The organism is Pseudomonas syringae group sp. J309-1 (genome assembly GCF_032582135.1).
Taxonomy (GTDB): Bacteria; Pseudomonadota; Gammaproteobacteria; order Pseudomonadales; family Pseudomonadaceae; genus Aquipseudomonas; species Aquipseudomonas quasicaspiana.
On sequence record NZ_JAWHNU010000061.1, the window covers coordinates 21822 to 37947 of the forward strand.

Genomic DNA, 16126 nt, shown 5'->3' on the forward strand with positions numbered 1-16126 from the left:
TCAATCTCCATGGCCGCTGAAAAAACTTTGCACACGCTCGGCGCTTAACGCTTTAACGATGGGCGGATTCCATTGCGGCTTCTTGTCTTTATCGATGATCAGCGCGCGTACGCCTTCGATCAGGTCGCCACGCTCAAACCATTGTTGATCCAGATGCAGCTCCATCGCGAAGCAGTCCTCCAACGACAGATGACGCCCGCGCCGGAGCATTTCCAGCGTCACGGCCATGGCCAGGGGCGAGCGGCTGTCCATCAGCGTTGCGGTGTTCAGGGCCCAGGTGTGGGTGTCGAGAACAGTCACTTCACGCAGCTGCTCGATGATGCTTGTGATGTCCGGCTGTGCGAAGTAATGGTCGATGGCGGACCGCAGTTTTTCCAGCGGGGGATCAGGCAAGCGCTGACTGGCGAGTTTCGCCAGCGCCCCTTGCAGATCCTTGAGCGGCTGATTGCGCCATTGCAGGCGGTCGAGCTTGCGATCCAGTTCTGCGAGCATGTCGCTTTGCAGATACCAGTCGGCGAGTCCGCAGTACAACGCGTCTGCTGCGCCGATCTGCGCGCCCGTTACGCCCAGATAAATGCCCAGTTCGCCGGGAATTCTCGGCAGGAAGTAACTGCCGCCTACATCGGGAAAGTACCCGATGGCCACTTCCGGCATGGCCAGGCGGCTGCGCTCGGTGACCACTCGCAGGTCCGCGCCTTGCACGAGCCCCATGCCGCCGCCCAGGACGTAACCGTCCATGAGCGCAACAACCGGTTTGCGATAACGGTGAATGGTCAGGTCCAGAGCATATTCTTCGGCAAAGAAAGCCTGATGCAGGGGCTCGCCGTTTTTGAAGCTGTCGTAAAGCGAGCGAATATCGCCACCGGCGCAAAATGCCTTGTCTCCGGCACCTCGCAGGACCACGGCGTACACCGAGTCGTCCCGGGACCAGGCGTTCAGTTGCGTCTGAAGACTGCGCACCATGCTCAGGTCAATGGCGTTCAGGTCCGCCGGGCGATTGAGTGTCAGGTGACCGATGTGATTGCGCACTTCGGCCAGAATGCTGTTGTCGGTGAGCGTCTTGAGGGCAGTTGAAGCAGATGCAGTCATTACAAACTCCCTGTTCGTTTTTGTTTTATAGGCTGCGAGAGATGACAGTTGCGATGCTAACAGTGCACATTTGCAAAAGACAGCCGGTAAAGCTGCACAGTCCTAGGGCGTTCTTGCACGGTGCGGTTGATCATTGCATTGGTATTCACGCATTCATTTCTGTGTACATATCCGTTATCGCCGTAATGGCTGGTATTGGTTGCGCTTTTACAGCGCGTCACTTTTGATAGAGCGCAAAAGTAACCAAAACGCTCTTGCCCCACCACTGGGTGCCTCGCTGTCGCTCGGCATACCCGTAATCCGACATTGCTGCGTGGGGCCGCCGCCACCGGCCATCCATGGCCTGAGGCGGCTAAACCGGCATCCCTGCCGGTTTGCCCCACGCAGCAATGTCGAATTACGGCCGGCGTGGTTTAACGGGGCGCTTAAGATCAAAATCAAAAGCGGATCAAAAGCAGAGCTAATACGCGGCTAATACGGCGGGATCGCCTCGGCCAGGTAGGAGCGAACTTGTTCGCGAGACGTCACCACGGCCAACGCATTCGACGTCTGGCACACCGCATCGCAGCCTTCGGCAGCTCCTACAGATGCCCGGTAATCCACACAACCAGGTCGGCTCTCAGGCCGCCGCGCTGTTGATTTTGATCTGTGGCGCCCCGTTAAACCACGCTGGCCGAACGCAGATTCTGAACCGTGGGCAACCCGGCAGGACGCCGGGTTAGCCGCATTGGGCCATGGATGGCCCGTTGCGGCGGCCCACGGTTCAGGATCTGCGGGCGGGTACACCGAGCGACAGCGAGGTGCCGAGTGGTGGGGTAAAAGCGTTTTGGTTACTTTTGCGCTGTTCAAAAGTGACGCGCTGTAAAAGCGCAACCAATATCAGCCATAACGCACCAACGGATATGTACACAAGATGAGCCCCCCTCACTCACCACCCGGATCAGCTGGCACCTCGCCGTCCTGACTGGTATCAATACTGACCACCACCGACATCCCCGGTCGCAAACGCTTCGCCAAAGGCTGATTGGGCTCGACAATGATCCGCACCGGAATCCGCTGAGAGATCTTCACAAAGTTGCCGGTAGCGTTATCCGCCGGCAGCAAACTGAACTCCGAACCCGTCGCAGGCGAAATCCGCTGCACGCGCCCGTGCATCTTTTCATGGCCCAGCGCGTCAACAGTAAAAGTGACCGGCTGACCAAGGCGCACATTCACCATCTGCGTTTCTTTCATATTGGCGATGACCCAAAGCCGGTCGGGTACCAGCGCCATCAACTGCGCGCCGGAATTCACGTAGGCACCGAGGCGCACGCCAATCTGCCCCAACTGACCGTCACGCGGGGCCAGAATCCGGGTATTGCTCAGGTCAATGCGCGCCAGCTCGATAGCCGCTTCAGCATTGGCCACCGAAGCTTCCAGCGAGCCGCGATTGATGATCACGGTTTGCAGATCCTCCTTGGCAATGTCTAGCGCAGCACGGGCTTCAGCGATGGCGGCGTTGGCTTGTGCATCGGCGGCGCGGCTGACGTCCAGCTCACTTTTTGAGACCGAACCATCGGTGACCAGCGCCTGATTTCGACGCAGGTCGGCCGCCGCTTTGCGACCCTGAGCGATGCTGTTTTCCAGGGCGGCCTTGCGCTGTGCAATGGTCGCTTCGGCACTGCGTCGCTGTTGCAGGTTGTTGGCCAGTGAAGCTTTCTGAATGCCCAGTTGGGCCAGCGATTGATCCAGATGCTGGCGGTAGATCCGGTCATCCAGTCGCACCAGCAGGTCGCCTGCCTTGACGAACTGGAAGTCCTGTACCGGCACCTCGAAGACATAGCCGCTCAATTGCGGACTGATGATCGTGGTCTGGCCCCTGACCAATGCGTTTTCAGTACTTTCGACAGGGCTGCTGAACGGTGGCAATTGCCAGGCATAGAGCACGATCAGAATGCCGATCAGCGCAATGCTGGCGAAAATCACCGAGGAAATGATCCGCGTGCGTGAAGAGCGCGGTTCGCTGCTGGCGGGTGCAGCTGCCGGAGGCGGTGGCGGGCCTGATGATGCGGGTTGTTCCGGTGTCTGATCAGAGCCTGCGTCGGTCGATGCAGGTGGCTTGGTTGTGTCATTCATGAAGGTTGAGCGCCGCTGGAGTTAACGGAAGTAGAGTTCGCCGCTGCAGGCGTTGTCGCCGCAAGCGGTTTTGTGGTCATTCTCAGCCAGGTCACGCGAATCGAAATCCAGACCATGGTCAGGACGGCAACCAGCGCGATCAGCATGAATACGTCGTTGTAGGCCAGAATATTGGCTTCCCGGGTGGCTGTATTGGCGATGGCGCGGATGCCCAGACTGGTCCGCGTCGATGGGTCAGCAATGGCTGAAGCGTAGCTCGCGCTGGAGCTTTGCAGGCGGGCCTGAACCTGAGGGTTGATCAAGGTGAGGTGTTCGACCAGCACGCTTGAGTGGAATTTCTCCCGCACCACCTGAAACGTGCCGAACACCGCCGAGCCGATCAGCCCGCCCAGGTTCTGGGTGATCCCGAACAACACGGAAAAACTGACCATGTTGCGCGGGTTGGCGATCACGCTGCTGATGCCAATGACCAGCGTCGGACCCAGAAAGAATGTGCCGCCGAAGGCCAGCAGAAACTGGCTCAGGTACATGTTCGATTGCCGGGTGACATTGGTCGAGCCGCTGTCCATCCAGGCGCCAATGGCAATCATCGCCAAAGAAATCAACAAAGGTTTGATCAAATGCTGCGGGTTGATCGTCCATGCACTGACCGCCAGACCCGCCACGCTGCCCAGTAACATCACTGCGTACAGTGAATGCAGTTGTTCGGAGCCCATGTTCAGGGTTTGCAGAAACCCCACTGCGCCGATGGATTGCTCCGACAGTACGACTCTGAACAGGATGACCGCCAGCCCCAGGCGCCAGATCGCACCACTGCCCAGCCAGCGAGTGATCAGCAGTGGGTTTTTGCGGTTATGTTCGATGGCCAGACCGGCGCAGATCAGCGCGATGGATGCGGCAGATGCCAGACCGATCCAGGTTTTCTCCAGCCACCATTCGATGCGGCCCAGGGAAAGCACGGCGCAGAGCAGGGCGAAGCCGGTGGAAAGCAGGCCAAACGTCAGGAAGTCGAGTTTTTCGAACGCTTTGAAGCGGTCTCCTGGCGGTAACTTGAGCAACAGCACGCAGCCCAGCGACAGCAGCGCCATGCCCAGCTCAAACAGGTAAAGGCCGCGCCACTCGGCGATCTGCAGCAAATCTTCGGACACCAGCCGGGCCATGGGAATGGCCAGTTGTGCGGTGCCAAGGCCGAGTACCAACGCTTTCAAGCGCCATTTCTGCGGGAAGGCCTGGATCATGTAATAGAGACCCAGCGTCGACAGGGCCGCGCCGACCATGCCATGAGCCGCACGCACGGCGATGGCGGAGTTCAGGTCGTTAACGAACAGGTGGGCGAAGGTCACCAGTGCGTAGAGCACCAGAAATAACTCGGTGAAGGTCCGCAGACCGAACTGCTGGCGAAACTTCACCAGCACCAGATTCATTGAGACGTTGGTCATGACGTAGGCCGCGGGGAGCCAGGCGACTTCAGCGGTGGTCGCGCCCAGTGAACCTTGCAAATAGGGCAGGTTGGCAACCACCAGTGCATTACCCAGGCCACCGGTCAGCGCAACGATGACCCCAACCAGCGCGTAAGCCCAGCGCTTGGGCGTTGAGTGCAGCGGCGTCGACGGCGAGCCGGGCATGGTCGGCCGTTCATGGGGAGCCCAGTCGCGTTGGGTGTACTTACTGCTCATGCGTGGGTACTGCCTTGTGGCAACTGTGTTTGATGTTTGAAGTGTTGCACAGGACCTGTACAGGCTGTGTGAAAACCTCACGAGCCAATTAGCTGGCTAAAAAACGCTCAAAAAACCGCGTTCCTACGTGAGTTTGAGGTCTGTGACCCACACAAACTTTTAAAGATTTCACGTGAGCGCGCGCAGTTTGTTTTTGTCTGAGGGTTTTCACACAGTCTGCACAAGTCCAATCTTTGCTGTGCGACAACGCTGTGTCAGGGACACAGGGGGGCCTACAGGTTTTGTACATGTCAGCAGGTCAGAAAATACCTAAGACCCACTCTTGAGCAGCCCTATCTCACCCGCCATCATCACATCCGCCGCATGAATGCTCGCCTCCCGATGCTTGAGCATGCCGCCGTTCCGTTGATTGAGCACCGCATTGATCTCCGCCAGGATAGACAGCGCAACGCTTGCCGGGGTATCGCCGCCCAGGTCCAGACCTACCGGGTAATGCAGCGCTGCAAAGGCTGGCAGTTGACGCATTTCGCTGCTCATTTCGTCCAGCAATCGCTCGGTCCTGCTGCGTGGGCCGAGCTGGCCGATGTAACGCGGATTCAGCGTCAGTACCTGACTGAGCCAGTGACGATCCTGAGTGTAGCTGTGGGTCATGACTACCACCGCAGCGTCATCAACCAGTGCCTGCATGCCTGTGAAAGGCTGCAAGGGCAGGGCGCTGACTTGATCGGCATCGGGGAAACGCTCGGGGCGGGCAAAGTGCGTACGGGCGTCGATCACCGTGGTGTGCCAGCCTTGCAGGTGCGCCATGTTCACCAGCGGTACGGCATCATGCCCGGCCCCAAAAATCACCAGCCGACGTGGTGCCGGAATGAACTCCAGCAGCACCTGAATCGATCCGGAGTGACCATCGTAGTTGCGAATGGCTGACTTCTCGGCGGTGAGTACGGTTTGCAGGTCGGCGGCGATGGTCTGGCTGAGCAGTCGGTCGTGCATTTCCTGCTCAAGCTTGCCGTCGGCCCACAGCGCAACCCGCTCACCCACTGCTGCATGGTGATCATTTTCGGAACTGATCACTGTCGCCAGCGCAGCGGGGCGCGAGGTGGCTTGCACCTGTTTCAACACATTGATTGCCAGTGATGGATTCTGCGCACTGACTCGCTCGAAGAGAATATGCACCGTACCGTTGCAGCCCAGCCCGAAGCTCAGTTCAGCGTCTTCCAGTTCATCGTCGTCCTCGCCGGTGCTGTAAGTGCGCAGCACCGGTTTACCTGCGGCGGTCAGCCACCAGGCTTTCTTGCTCACATCGCTTTCCAGGCACCCGCCGCTGACCGTACCAGTGGCGTTTCCAAGTTGTGGAATCACCATCCGCGCGCCGGGACGCCGATAGGCCGAACCCTCGACTTTGACCACCGTCGCCATGACCGCGTCCTGCCCGTCAGTGTGAGCAAGGGACAAAGCCTCGAGCAGGCGGGATAAATCATTCATTACAAAACCTCGGAAATCTGTGTGCACAGCATAGAGTGTTCGGATGCAGGGTTGCCGAAAACGTTCAGTTTGCGACGGTATAAGCGTGTTGTTTGAGGGTGGCTACACTGATCGCAACCGGGCTGATCAAAAAATCCAGGGTAGGAGCTGACGAAGGCTGCGAAGCATTTATCCTGACACTCCGCCATCGCAGCCTTCGGCAGCTCCTGCAGGTCACCTGTTTTCTGCATGACTGCCAAGAGAGCACTCGCCATGAAAACCCCCGACTACAACCACCCCATTACCATCACTTCCTGCAAAGGCTCGGTCAGCGTGATGTTCAAAGAAACGCTGCTCGCCCGCAGCGATCACGCGCTGTTGCTCGAAGAAGCCAAATACCCGCCGGTTATATACATACCCCGTTCGGATATACGGATTGAACATTACGTCAGGACCGAACATCAAACCCACTGCCCTTATAAAGGCGACGCTAATTATTTCAGCCTGGATATCCATGGGCTACGCATCCCGAACGCGGTCTGGACCTATGAACATCCGTACCGTGCCGTGGCGAAGCTCAGAGATCACGTAGCGTTTTACCCCGAACGGGTGACGTTCGTGACGCAGATACCACATGACTGAAGCGGTGTTTCTGCACCGGTTGGCTGATAAATGAAACGCTCGACGCCGCATTGCCTGAACAAACAGGTCGCGGCAACGCCGGAGATTCACACTGATGATCAGCCCCTCACGCGAGCCTCGCCAGACTGCTGCTGCCAACGAATTGCTCAAGCGCTACCAGAACGTGCGCAGTCGAACCCAAAGCCTGGCCGCACCGTTGAGCGCCGAAGACATGGTGGTCCAGTCCATGCCTGATGCCAGCCCGGCAAAATGGCATATCGCGCACACGACCTGGTTCTTCGAGACATTCCTGCTCAGCGAAAACGTGCCGGGCTACGAGCCTTTCGACCCGGCGTTCGGTTACCTCTTCAATTCCTATTACGAGGCCGTCGGCCCGCGCCATCCACGTCCACAGCGCGGCTTGATGACTCGTCCAGGAGTCGATCAGGTCCTGGCCTATCGTGAATATGTCGACCAGCACATGGCACGTCTGCTGGAAAATACGCTACCCGACGACTTGAGCAGCCTTATCGAACTGGGCCTGGCACACGAGGAGCAGCATCAGGAATTGCTGCTGATGGACATCCTCCACCTGTTCAGTACGTCGTCCCTCAAGCCGGCTTACGACCCGGCCTGGCCCAAGGATGTGGCTGGTCGGCGGGGCCGCTACAAACCGCTCAAGGGCGGACTGACCGAGATCGGCCATAAAGGCACAGACTTCGCATTCGATAACGAAGGTCCACGCCACACCACGTACTTACAGTCTTTCGAGATCAGTGATCGGCTGGTCACCAACGGCGAGTGGCTGAAGTTTATCGATGCGGGTGGCTACAGTCAGGCAGGGCTTTGGCTTTCCGAAGGCTGGAGCATCGTTCAGGAAAATGCCTGGCACGCGCCGATGTACTGGCAGCACGACGAAACCCACGGCTGGCGCTGCATGACCTTGCGCGGCCTTGAACCGATTGACCCGGACGCACCTGTCACTCACATCAGTTACTACGAAGCTGCAGCCTTCGCGCAGTGGGCCGATGCGCGATTGCCTACTGAAGCTGAATGGGAGGCGGCAGTGGTTGCCGGTCTGCTGGAGCAGGTGGATGACGTCGCCTGGCAGTGGACCCAAAGCTCTTACAGCGCGTATCCGGGATTTCGTCCGGCAGCCAGTGCGGTGGGCGAATACAACGGCAAGTTCATGATCAACCAGATGGTATTGCGCGGCGGGGCAAGCGTGACGTCGCCGAGCCATTCCCGAGCGACGTATCGAAACTTTTTCCATCCGGAGAAACGCTGGGTGGTTTCCGGTCTGCGTCTGGCCAGGGACAGCCGTCAGCCGGGAGTGGTTAACCCTCACGACAGTGAGTTCGCCCGTGATGTGATTGGTGGGTTGTCTTCGCCAGTGAAAAACCTTTCACCGAAGTACTTCTACGACGCAGCTGGCTCGCAACTGTTCGAAGCCATTTGCAAGACGCCGGAATACTATCCGACCCGCGCCGAAACCCGGCTGCTGACCGATGTTGCTGTACAAATGGCCGGGCTGATTCCGCACGGTGCTGCTCTGGTGGAATTTGGCAGTGGTGCCAGTGACAAAACCTGTTTGTTGCTTGACGCTGCGCCGCAGATCGCCGTGTACGTGCCCATTGATATCAGCGCCAATGCCTTGAATCGGGCCGCTCATCAACTAAGCAACAAATACCCGCATCTGACGGTAGCGCCGCAGGTCGACGATTTCACCCGGGCTCTGAAGCTCCCAAGGGCGGCTGATGGTTTGCCTCGGGTCGGTTTCTTCCCTGGTTCTACCATTGGCAACTTTACTCCTGAGCAGGCGGTGAAGTTTCTGCGTTCCGCCCACAGTTTGTTGGGTGAAAACGCGCACTTCATCGTCGGCGTGGATCTGGTCAAAGATCCGGATACGCTGGTTGCGGCTTACGACGATGCCGAAGGGGTCACCGCACGCTTCAACAAGAATCTGCTGACCCGGATCAACCGTGAACTGGACGGCACGTTCAACGTCGACGAGTTTGAGCATCTCGCGCTGTGGAACGATGAGGACCAGCGCATGGAAATGCATCTGGTCAGCCGTGTGGAGCAAGTGGCTTCGGTGGCGGGGCATACTTTCCACTTCGGCGTGGGTGAGCGGCTGCACACGGAGAACTCCCACAAGTTCACCATTGAGTCGTTCACTGCACTGGCCACGGCTGCGGGTTGGTCGGTGAGTCAGCATTGGGTCAGCGCTGCTCCTGAAGTGGCGTTGTTCACGCTACACGCTTAAGTCTGTCTGGAGGATGGAAAGCCAGCGCGATTCGCGCTGGCGCTGACGATCAGTGCGCTGATCAGTAACAGGCACACCAGCCAGTTGAAGGACTGCACACCGATGCTTTGCAGCAGCAAACCACCTGCCAGTCCGCCTCCGGCAATACCCAGATTCCACACAGTGACGATCATCGATTGGCTGACATCGGCGGCGGCACCGCCGGTGATCGCTGACGCGGTCTGGAACAGTGTCGCTGCGCCCCCGAACGCCAGGCCCCAGATGATCACATACAGATAAATCAGCTGACTGCTTTCACCGTTAATCGCCCAAGCGAAGGAGGTGAGCAGGAACAGCGCGATGCTGATCAGCACCAGCTCACGCAGCCAGCGATCAATCAGAACGCCCACCAGCCAGATCCCTCCCAGCGCCGCCACGCCAAAAGCCAGCAATACCCGGTCGATCTGCTCGGACAGACCGGCAGGCTCCAGCAGCGGTGCGATGTAGGTATAAAGAACGTTATGGGCCAGTACGAACATCAGGGTGGTCAGCAGCACCGGGCGGATGCCTGGCAGCACGAACACCTGGCGGATCGACAGGCGCTGTTGTTGGGTCTGACCGGGGAAATCCGCCAGGCTCAGACGTGCCCAGATCACCAGGCCCAGACTCAACAGGCTCATGATCCCGAAAGCCCAGCGCCAGCCGATGACTGAACCCAGTAGCGTTCCGGCCGGAATGCCGATGGACAGCGCCAGCGGCGTTCCCACCATGGCAACCGCAATGGCGCGCCCACGTAAATGTTCAGGCACCAGACGGCTGGCGTAACCGGCCAGCAGGGACCAAAGCAAGCCAGCAAAAACTCCGGCAAAGAATCGCGAGACCAGCGTTACGCCATAGTCATCGGAGAGCGCGGTGATGCTGTTGACCAAGGCAAAACCGCCGATGGCAATCAACAGCAATGGCCTGCGCCGCCAATTGCGGGTCAGGGCCGTCAGCGGAATGGCCGCCAGCAGCGAACCCACCGCATACACCGTTATCAGTTGCCCCACCAGGGTGGGTGACACCTTTAGGTCTGCGCTCATCAAGGGCAGCAATCCTGCGGGCAGCGCCTCGGTGAGAATGGTCAGAAATCCCGCCATGGCCAAGGCCAGCAACGCCGTCCACGGCAGCCGTTCTGCGTCTGATTTATCAATAAGGTTCAGCGTGTTGTCAGTCATAGCCATGAGCCCTGTTCAAAAGAGGGCCAGATTAATGGGCTGTGGTTGGCGGAAAAACAGGCTAAGGTTCCGCTCATAGCGGACATAAAAGTCCGCAATACGATGGGACATGTGTTTACATGCAAAACGCAAATTATGAATTTGAAATGCAATCCCCCTGTGGGAGCGGTGCTTGCCCGCGATAAGGACACCGCGGTTTATCCTTCAAGCCGCGTCGCTCTTATCGCGGGCAAGCACCGCTCCCACAAGAAAATCGCATTTCAACTCAGACAAATATTTTGTAAGGAGCACTCGCCTGGACAGCCTCAGTGGCATCGGAATTTTCGTGCAGGTCGCACAAACGCGCAGCTTCACTGCGGCGGCGCGTACGCTGGAGGTTTCTTCCTCGGCGGTCGGCAAGAGCATTGCTCGGTTGGAGCAGCGCCTTGGGGTTCGCCTGTTTCATCGCAGCACCCGCAGCATCACCCTGACAGCCGAGGGCACACTGTTTCTTGAGCGGTGTCGGCGAATACTGGGGGAGGTCGAAGCTGCGGAGCTTGAGTTGTCGCATTTCACTGCCGAGCCCAGAGGCAAGCTGCATATCAGCGTGCCGTTGCAGGATGGTTTGATGATGCCGGTATTGACCGCTTTCATGCGCCGCTATCCGGACATCGAGCTGGACATCGACCTGTCGGATCGCATGGTGGACATCATTGAGGAGGGCTTCGATGCGGTGGTTCGCACCGGCACGCTACAGGACTCACGACTGGCGTCGCGCCATCTGGGGGACTTTCGTCTGATGCTGGTTGCGTCCCCGGATTACCTGCAACGCTATGGCGTGCCCTTGACGCCTGGCGATCTGGCCGGGCATGTCGGCCTGCTGCACAAGTTTCCCGCCACCGGCAAGATCGAGCCCTGGCCGTTGCGCAGCGTTGATGGTTTGCTTGTGCCGAATCCGAAAAAAGCCGCGACCTGCACCACCACCCATTCCCTGTATCACCTGTGCAAACAGGGAATGGGCATCGCCTACCTGGCGGATTTCGTCGTCAATGAGGCGTTACAGCGCGGTGAGTTGCAGGTCGTGCTCGAAGATTTCACCCTCAGCCACGGCACCCTCTGGATGCTCTGGCCCGTGAGCCAGCATGCATCCCCGAAATTGCGTGCCTTGATCGACTTTCTCAAGGAGCACTTATTGCCAGCAGGCGGCTATCAAAAGATCTGAGTGAACACCCAGTACAACGACCCCGAGAGCAGGATCGCGGCAGGCAGGGTCAGCACCCAGGCCAGGGCCAGATTACGCAACGTTCGCAATTGCAGGCCGGAGCCGTTGGCGACCATGGAACCGGCCACGCCCGACGACAACACATGGGTGGTCGACACCGGCAGGCCGTACATGTCGGCGGCACCGATGGTCATCATCGCGACCACTTCTGCGGAAGCGCCCTGAGCGTACGTCATGTGGGTCTTGCCAATCTTCTCGCCGACGGTGATCACGATGCGCCGCCAGCCCACCAGCGTGCCGAGACCCAAAGCGATGGCTACGGCGATCTTGACCCAGGTTGGAATGAAGCGCGTGGCGCTGTCGATCTGGTCCTTGAACAGCTTGAGCTTGTCCTGCGTATCCGCGTCGAAATTGCCGACTTTGTTTTTCTCCATCACGCGGATGGTTTCCGACGTCAGGTACATGTCGTTACGCACGTTGGCCACCGCTTCGGCGGGGACCTTCGACAGTGAACCGTAGCCTTTGACCTGAATGCCGATCTTGCCCGCCATCACCGCCAGGGCCGGAATCAGCTCAGGGGTTTCCTGTTTACTGACCAGATACTGCGACAGCGTCTGCCGTGGATCAGCGGGAGCGGGCAGTGGGGCCGCGCGAGTAAGTGCCTGCTGGGTAACTTCGGCAACGGCAGCAAACTGAATGGACTGATCGGCAGGCATGGTGCGGTTCAGCGCGTAGGCCATTGGCAACGTGCCGACCAGAATCAGCATGATCAGGCCCATGCCTTTTTGTCCGTCATTGGAACCGTGGGCGAACGACACGCCGGTGCACGTCACGATCAGCATGCCGCGAATCCACCATGGCGGTGGAGTGTTGCCTTCAGGGGCTTTATAGAGCGCGCGGTTCTTGATGAACATGCGCATTGCCAGCAGTAACAGCGCGGCAAAAACGAACCCGACCAAGGGAGATAGCAGTAACGAGTAGCCGATTTTGGTCGCCTGAGACCAGTCGACGCCGCTGGTGCCATCGCGGCCATGCATCAAGGCATTGGCAACCCCCACACCGATGATCGAGCCGATCAGGGTGTGTGAAGAAGAGGCGGGCAGACCCAGCCACCACGTGCCCAGGTTCCAGATGATCGCGGCGATCAACAAGGCAAAGATCATCGCAAAACCAGCGCCGGAGCCCACCTGCAAAATCAGCTCGACTGGCAGCAAGGCAATGATGGCGAACGCCACTGCACCGCTGGAAAACAGCACGCCGAGAAAGTTGAACAACCCGGACCACGCCACTGCGAAGCCCGGCGGCAGCGAGTGGGTGTAGATCACAGTGGCAACCGCGTTGGCGGTGTCATGGAAGCCGTTGACGAACTCGAAACCCAGCGCAATCAGCAACGCCACGCCTAACAACAGAAATGGCGTCCAGGTGGTGACCACGGTGCCCAGATCATCTACGTCTTGTTTCAAGCTGTAGGCGGTGAACAATAAGCCGGTGGCAAGAATGGCGAAGAAAACCACCATCGTCAGCGTGCTGGGCTTGCGGTGCAGTTGAGGCTTTGAGTCTCGGGCCTGTTCAAAGGAATCCGGGGCTAACGTGCTGGTTGCCATGGTGCTTGATCCTGTTGAAGAATGGATCCGCCCATACTCATTACAAAATGTTACCGAGATGCTACACAGGTCAATGAACTTGGGCCTGGACAATGTTTTCGGATGATCGGCATGCACCAACAGCTGTCTTGATTTGGAATGCAGTCCCCTGTGGGAGCCGGGCTTGCCCGCGATAAACGATAACGCGGAGTGTCTTCAAACCGCGTCTCATGTATCGCGGGCAAGCCCGGCTCCCACGGGAGATCGCGTTTCATTTAAAGAATGCATCGACCTGCCGAACCTCAGACCCGGTTTTTGCTCATTGCACTGAACCCTTTACCGGTTCCACTGCCTCACTCCTCATCATTTAACTGACTTGCAGGCTTCCCTATGCGCACTCTTGAATTAGCGGGCAAACAGGTTCCGGTTATCGGCCAGGGCACCTGGCACATGGGCGAGCGTCAGGACATGCGCTCGGCTGAGATCCGCGCACTGTGTCAGGGCATCGAGTTGGGCTTGAACCTGATCGACACCGCTGAAATGTATGCCGACGGCATCGCCGAACAAATCGTCGGTGAGGCCATCGCCGGGCAGCGCGATCGCGTGTTCGTGGTCAGCAAGGTTTACCCGCACAACGCCAGCCGTTCAGGCATCCCCGCCGCCTGCGAGCGCAGCCTCAAGCGGATGAAAACCGACTACATCGATCTCTATTTGCTGCACTGGCCGGGTTCCTATCCGCTGGAAGAAACCGTTGAAGCCTTCGAGCGATTGCGTGAAGAAGGCAAAATCGGTCGCTGGGGCGTGTCGAACTTCGACGTGCCTGACCTGCTGGAACTGAATAACCCGGCCTGCGCCACCAACCAGGTGCTGTACAACCCGGAAGACCGTGCCATCGAGTTCGATCTGTTGCCTTGGGCAGAAGCCAACAATTTGCCGACCATGGCGTATTGCCCGATTGGTCAGGGCCAGGCCGGTAACCTGCTGCATCACCCGGCACTGCACGAAATCGCTGCACGGCACAACGCGACTCCGGCGCAGATCAGCCTCGCGTGGGTATTGCGTCAGAGCAACATGATCGCCATTCCTAAAGCGGTCACACCGAAACACATCGAGCTCAACGCGGCAGCGGCCGAGCTGGCCCTCACTGCACAAGACCTCGCGGACATCGACAGAGCCTGGCCAGTGCCAAGCCGCAAAATGCCGTTGGCGATGGTTTGACGTTCGTGGGACCGGCTTCAGTCGGGAAGAGGTCATTACAGGCGATGCATTTGTATCTTCAGGAATATCGCCATCCCGAATAAATTCGGTCCTACCGGGCTCTACGTCTTTGCCAGATTACCGGTAGGAGCGAATTCATTCGCGAAGGGCCGGTACATCCACCGCTTCTTTATCGTCATGAACACCGCCTTCCCGGATGAATCCGGTCCCACAGGATCGCGCTGAACCTGAGGAGATCGAAAACCTGTGGGAGCGAATTCATTCGCGAAGGGCCGGTACATCCACCGCTTCTTTATCGTCAGGAATGCCGACTTCCAGGATGAATCCGGTCCCACTGGAGGAATCGAGAGTGCAACAAAACTGCAATAACGGCTTGTCATGATGCGCACTTCGTCCTTTTGCCACGGACCTGGCGCATCACGGCCAGCGAGCATTCATGAACCAAAGCATCGTGCAGAACCACCAGGATTCAGATCTGTTCGGCCTGCTTTACGGTTTCAGTTTCAAACCCGGTGAAAGCGGCCGGGAAATTGGCTCCGCCGCTGCTTTGCAGTGCCTGCACTCCAGCGACAGCGGTGATGAATTTATCTGGTTGCACCTGAACCTGGCCCATGCGGCGTGTGAACGCTGGATGAAAACCAACCTGCGTCTGCCAGAGGAATTCTTCGAAGCGTTGCATGAAGGCTCACGCTCGACTCGTATCGAGCATGTGGACTCTGCGCTGCTGGCGGTGGTCAACGACGTGGTCTTCGACTTCAACATGTTGTCGACTGACATTTCCACCTTGTGGGTCTGCACCCATCACAATCTCCTGATCACGGCCCGGCTGCATCCGTTGCGTTCGGTGGACAAGCTGCGTTCTTCGGTCAAACGCGGCGAGCGGTTTCGTTCGCCGCTGGAATTGTTGGTGCATCTGTTGCGTGATCAGGGCGAAGTACTGACGCAGTTTCTGCGCAAGACCAGCCTGAGTGTCGACAAGATCGAAGACCAATTGCTGTCGCAACGCTTGAGTAATAATCGCTCGGAGTTGGGGGCGATGCGGCGGGTGTTGGTACGTCTGCAACGACTGTTGGCGCTGGAGCCGGGCTCGCTGATGCGTTTGCTGCATCGCCCGCCTGACTGGTTGCTGGAAGCGGATGTGAAGGAGTTGCGGCAGTCGACGGAGGAGTCGGCCCTGGTGATCAGTGATCTGGTGGCGTTGGGTGAGCGCATCAAGTTGCTTCAGGAGGAGATCGCCGCGAACCTCAACGAGCAGAGCAGCCGTACGCTGTTTACGCTGACGGTGGTGACTGTGCTGGCGCTGCCTATCAACATCGTTGCGGGTTTCTTCGGGATGAACGTCGGCGGTATTCCGCTGGCGAGCGATCCGGAGGGCTTTTGGGTGTTGGTGGCGTTGGTGGCGACGTTTACGGTGATTGCGGGGCGGTGGGCGTTTCGCAAGAATCGGGATCAGGGGTAAGGGGGCGCTTTCGCGCGTTAGGTGGTTTTGAGTACATATCCGTTGGTGGGGTAACGGCTGACATTGGTTGCGCTTTTACAGCGCCTCACTTTTGAAAGGAGCCCAAAAGTAAGCAAAAGGCTCTTGCCCCACCACTAGGTCCCTCGCCTAGGCTCGGGATGCCCGCCCGCAGATCCTGAACCGTGGGCCGCCGCAACGGGCCATCCATGGCCCGGTGCGGCTAACCCGGCGTCCTGCC

The 16126-nt window shown here is 58.5% G+C and carries 11 protein-coding genes; 5 read left to right on the forward strand and 6 right to left on the reverse strand.

Going from position 1 to position 16126, the window contains the following annotated elements; all coding sequences use genetic code 11:
* The 4 genes from RX972_RS24570 to RX972_RS24585 form a co-directional block, all read right to left on the reverse strand.
* A complete protein-coding gene (locus tag RX972_RS24570) occupies positions 1-1089 on the reverse strand; it encodes an enoyl-CoA hydratase/isomerase family protein (RefSeq protein ID WP_316879367.1) in 1089 nt (362 codons plus the stop codon).
* 924 nt (positions 1090-2013) lie between these two features.
* Complete coding sequence (locus RX972_RS24575) at positions 2014-3204, reverse strand: HlyD family secretion protein (protein WP_231678243.1); 1191 nt, start codon at positions 3202-3204, stop codon at positions 2014-2016.
* Complete coding sequence (locus RX972_RS24580; protein ID WP_316879370.1) at positions 3201-4880, reverse strand: MFS transporter; 1680 nt, start codon at positions 4878-4880, stop codon at positions 3201-3203. Before RX972_RS24580 ends, RX972_RS24575 begins: the two co-directional genes overlap by 4 nt.
* A 309-nt stretch (positions 4881-5189) precedes the next feature.
* On the reverse strand, positions 5190-6365 hold the full coding sequence (locus RX972_RS24585) for an XdhC family protein (RefSeq protein WP_316879372.1): 1176 nt from the start codon (positions 6363-6365) through the stop codon (positions 5190-5192).
* 252 nt (positions 6366-6617) lie between these two features.
* Here RX972_RS24585 and RX972_RS24590 point away from each other — a divergent pair, with 252 nt between their 5' ends.
* Positions 6618-6986 carry a DUF427 domain-containing protein gene (locus tag RX972_RS24590; RefSeq protein ID WP_231676748.1) on the forward strand — a complete coding sequence of 123 codons (369 nt, stop codon included), beginning with the start codon at positions 6618-6620 and terminating at the stop codon, positions 6984-6986.
* A 94-nt stretch (positions 6987-7080) separates the two neighbouring features.
* Entirely contained in the window at positions 7081-9231 is a 2151-nt protein-coding gene (egtB, locus tag RX972_RS24595) for an ergothioneine biosynthesis protein EgtB (RefSeq protein WP_316879375.1), read from the forward strand.
* Here egtB and RX972_RS24600 read toward each other — a convergent pair.
* Positions 9228-10427 (reverse strand): MFS transporter, encoded by a 1200-nt coding sequence (locus RX972_RS24600; protein ID WP_316879382.1) that lies wholly within the window; start codon positions 10425-10427, stop codon positions 9228-9230. The genes egtB and RX972_RS24600 overlap by 4 nt on opposite strands.
* A 295-nt stretch (positions 10428-10722) precedes the next feature.
* On the opposite strand from RX972_RS24600, the gene RX972_RS24605 reads away from it, so the two are divergent.
* Positions 10723-11628 (forward strand): LysR family transcriptional regulator, encoded by a 906-nt coding sequence (locus RX972_RS24605; protein WP_231676750.1) that lies wholly within the window; start codon positions 10723-10725, stop codon positions 11626-11628.
* On the opposite strand, the gene RX972_RS24610 is transcribed toward RX972_RS24605, so the two are convergent.
* On the reverse strand, positions 11616-13232 hold the full coding sequence (locus RX972_RS24610; protein ID WP_316879377.1) for an inorganic phosphate transporter: 1617 nt from the start codon (positions 13230-13232) through the stop codon (positions 11616-11618). The two genes, RX972_RS24605 and RX972_RS24610, sit on opposite strands and share 13 nt — an antisense overlap.
* A gap of 369 nt (positions 13233-13601) precedes the next feature.
* Here RX972_RS24610 and RX972_RS24615 point away from each other — a divergent pair, with 369 nt between their 5' ends.
* A complete protein-coding gene (locus RX972_RS24615) occupies positions 13602-14429 on the forward strand; it encodes an aldo/keto reductase (RefSeq protein ID WP_099267254.1) in 828 nt (275 codons plus the stop codon).
* A gap of 436 nt (positions 14430-14865) precedes the next feature.
* On the forward strand, positions 14866-15888 hold the full coding sequence (locus RX972_RS24620) for a transporter (RefSeq protein WP_027902297.1): 1023 nt from the start codon (positions 14866-14868) through the stop codon (positions 15886-15888).
* Positions 15889-16126: the final 238 nt, after the last annotated feature.

Coding starts and splice junctions, on each gene's coding strand:
- RX972_RS24570 (WP_316879367.1), bottom strand. CDS start 1,089: ATGACTGCATCTGCTTCAACTGCCCTCAAGACGCTCACCGACAACAGC.
- RX972_RS24575 (WP_231678243.1), bottom strand. CDS start 3,204: ATGAATGACACAACCAAGCCACCTGCATCGACCGACGCAGGCTCTGAT.
- RX972_RS24580 (WP_316879370.1), bottom strand. CDS start 4,880: ATGAGCAGTAAGTACACCCAACGCGACTGGGCTCCCCATGAACGGCCG.
- RX972_RS24585 (WP_316879372.1), bottom strand. CDS start 6,365: ATGAATGATTTATCCCGCCTGCTCGAGGCTTTGTCCCTTGCTCACACT.
- RX972_RS24590 (WP_231676748.1), top strand. CDS start 6,618: ATGAAAACCCCCGACTACAACCACCCCATTACCATCACTTCCTGCAAA.
- egtB (WP_316879375.1), top strand. CDS start 7,081: ATGATCAGCCCCTCACGCGAGCCTCGCCAGACTGCTGCTGCCAACGAA.
- RX972_RS24600 (WP_316879382.1), bottom strand. CDS start 10,427: ATGACTGACAACACGCTGAACCTTATTGATAAATCAGACGCAGAACGG.
- RX972_RS24610 (WP_316879377.1), bottom strand. CDS start 13,232: ATGGCAACCAGCACGTTAGCCCCGGATTCCTTTGAACAGGCCCGAGAC.
- RX972_RS24615 (WP_099267254.1), top strand. CDS start 13,602: ATGCGCACTCTTGAATTAGCGGGCAAACAGGTTCCGGTTATCGGCCAG.
- RX972_RS24620 (WP_027902297.1), top strand. CDS start 14,866: ATGAACCAAAGCATCGTGCAGAACCACCAGGATTCAGATCTGTTCGGC.